This is a genomic window from Thauera linaloolentis 47Lol = DSM 12138 (genome assembly GCF_000310205.1).
Classification (GTDB): domain Bacteria; phylum Pseudomonadota; class Gammaproteobacteria; order Burkholderiales; family Rhodocyclaceae; genus Thauera; species Thauera linaloolentis.
Genome location: NZ_AMXE01000161.1, coordinates 1 through 2669, shown reverse-complemented (window position 1 = coordinate 2669; position 2669 = coordinate 1). Strand labels below are relative to the sequence as shown.

The window sequence follows — 2669 nt, the reverse complement described above, 5'->3', positions numbered from 1 at the left end:
TGTCACTGACCGCCACAATAGAGCCAGCGATGATCGGCATATAGAAGCCACTTGACCGGGGCTCTGACGGACGTCGTTCGGGGGTCAAGAATCGATGTTTTTCGGGGTGCTGGCAAGGGCGTTTTTCGCCCGACTCGGCCCCTGTCGGGGCGCCCGGTAAGAGGCCCCGTCAAGTGTGAGGCAGTAGGCGTTGTGGCGCAGGCGGTCGACGGTGGCCGAGGCGAGCAGGCGGTTGGCGGGGAAGGCCTGGTCCCACTCGGTGAAGTCGAGGTTGCTGGTGACGAGGGTGGCAGCACGCTCGTAGCGCTCGGCGATGAGATCGTGCAGGTCCTCATCGGCGGGGGCGCGAAGGGGTTTGAGGCCGAAGTCGTCGATGATGAGCACCGGCACACGTGCCAGTTGCTGGAGCTTTCGCTCATAGGTGCCGACCGCGCGCGCGGCGTTCAGGCTGGCGAGCAGTTGCGCGCAGGAGGCGAAGATGACGTCGTGCCCCTGACGTACGGCGCAGTGTCCGAGCGCCTGCGCCAGATGGCTCTTGCCGGTGCCACAGGGGCCGACGATCAGCACCGGGGCGCGCTCGTCGATGTAGCGCCCGGTCGCCAGCTCATGGACCAGGGCGCGGTTGGTCGAGGGCAAGCGGTCGAACTCGAAGCCTTCGAGCGTCTTGGTAGCGCGGAAGGCCGCGCGGCGCAGCCGGGTGCCGAACTTCTTCTGCTCGCGCCGCGCGATCTCGTCCTGGATCAGCAGGGCGAGGAATTCCGTGTAGGCGAGCTTGGCATCGATGGCCTGGCGGTTGCGCGCGTCGAGCGAATCGAGGATGCCGGAGAGGCGCAACTGTTTGAGCTGCGGCGCCAGTTCGGTAGCGGGGTTCATGGTGTGTGGCTCCTTGAATGAAGTGGGCGCGGGCTGCGCCCGGGTCAGTGAAGCGTGGGGCCGTCGTCTTCGAACAGCGACGCGGTGGCGCGCGCGAAGCGGGCACGGCCGGCATAAGGTTCGGGGGTGATCGTGCTCACCGGGGCGAGGTCATGACCGCCGGCGAGGATGGTCTTGACGGTGCGGTAGTGCGGGCTGTCGTGGGCGATGGCCCGTTCACACGCGGCCTCGAGGCGTGCGGCGCCGTACTTCCCCTTGAGCGCGAGGACGCCTTGGGCAGCCCGCAGGCGCTCGCTGACGCGGTCTGTGAGCAGTTGCCCGATCAGCCGCGTGCAGGCGTCGCCGATCTCACGGGCCTGCTGCAGACACCAGCTGCGGTCGTGCGCAAAGAAGCGCTGGGCGGCCGGCGGCAGATGATCGGAGACGGTGCGCCGCTCACCGGGGCGCCGCGCGCGGGCATGCGTGGCGACCGGCTTGAAGTCGTGATAGACGGTGAGCACGGCGTCGGTGGCCCGCAGCCACAACGCCTTGCCCACCAGCGCGAACGGCACCGAGTACAGCGCGCGCTCGAAGCTGACGTGGCAGTCGCGATGCACCGTCACCGCGTGCCAGGTGCCCAGATCCGGCGGCACCTCGGGCAGCGGCAGCAAGGTGCTGCGCTCGAGGGCGAAGGTGTCGAGCGGGCGCACGCGGGTGGTGCCGTGAATGCGCAGCCCGGCCTCCTTCAACACCCAGTCGCGCACCTGCGCGTTGAGATCGGCCAGATCACGGAAGCTGCGTGTGGGCAGGAAGTTGCCCTTCACGTATTTGACGCCGGCCTCGACGATGCCCTTCTTCTGCGGGTCGTGCGGCGGGCAGGCGTCGATCCGGAAGCCGTACCCTTCGGCGCACTCGGCGTAGGCGCGCTGCACCTGCGGGTCGTGCATGCACGCGCGGGTGATCGCGCACTTGGCGTTGTCGATGATGAGCCGCGCGGGCACGGCACCGAACCACTCGAAGGCGCGGCGGTGGCAGCCCAGCCAGGTGCGCACGCTCTGGTCCCAGACGAACTCCACGTACTGGTGACGCGAGAAACACAGCGTCATCACGAACGCCCAGGTACGGCGGATCTCTCCCGTGGCCGGATCGACCAGGTGGGGACCAGCGCCGAAGTCCACCTGCGCGGCTTCGCCCGGCGCGAAGGTCAGGCGCACCGTGGCCTCAGGCGGCTGCTCGCGGCCGATCTGCGCGATCAGCCGGCGCACGCTCGAGTAGTGCCCGCTGAACCCGTGCTCACGCTTGAGCGTGGTGTGGATCACCACGCCGGAGACGCCCTGCGCGAGCCACTGTTCAACCAGCGGCCGATACGCCGCAATCGAGGACTGGGCCGTCACCGGCAGCTTCGGCTGCCCGAGCGCGGCGGCGATCTCGGCGTCCTCGGGCAAGGGACGCTCGGGATCGAGCCAGCCCTGGGCACGAGCCAGCTCGCGCAAGCGGGCCGCCTTGCTGCGCCCCATCAGTTTCGAACGCGCGATCTCGCGCTCGGAATCGCCCTGGCGCATGCGCATCAGGGCCTGGCGGTACTCGTACATCTCGATGCTCCTGCGGGCCACCGCCTATCTCCTGCCGAACAAAAAGGCAGCAGGGTAGCGAGGGACCGCTCAAGGTCGAGACGTCTGTCAGAGGGGAAGTGGCTCCATTACGCCGATCCGGCGCTGGCCTCTATGTGCCGATCCGCGACTGGCTTCTATATGCCGATCACGCGGTGGCTCCATTGTGCCGATCATCAACTGGCTCCAATGTGCCGGTCGGTGACA

At 68.2% G+C, this 2669-nt stretch carries 2 protein-coding genes; both read right to left on the bottom strand.

The window, feature by feature from the left end; genetic code table 11:
- Nucleotides 1-84: 84 nt before the first annotated feature.
- Nucleotides 85-873: an IS21-like element helper ATPase IstB gene (gene istB, locus C666_RS18860; RefSeq protein WP_004349242.1), complete on the bottom strand. Its 789-nt coding sequence runs from the start codon at nucleotides 871-873 to the stop codon at nucleotides 85-87.
- Nucleotides 874-917: 44 nt separating this feature from the next.
- Nucleotides 918-2444, bottom strand: coding sequence for an IS21 family transposase (gene istA / locus C666_RS18855; RefSeq protein ID WP_028792457.1), 1527 nt, complete (start codon nucleotides 2442-2444; stop codon nucleotides 918-920).
- Nucleotides 2445-2669 lie beyond the last annotated feature (225 nt).

Excerpts from the sequence above, each read along its gene's own strand:
- istB (WP_004349242.1), bottom strand. The coding sequence starts at position 873 with ATGAACCCCGCTACCGAACTGGCGCCGCAGCTCAAACAGTTGCGCCTC.
- istA (WP_028792457.1), bottom strand. The coding sequence starts at position 2,444 with ATGTACGAGTACCGCCAGGCCCTGATGCGCATGCGCCAGGGCGATTCC.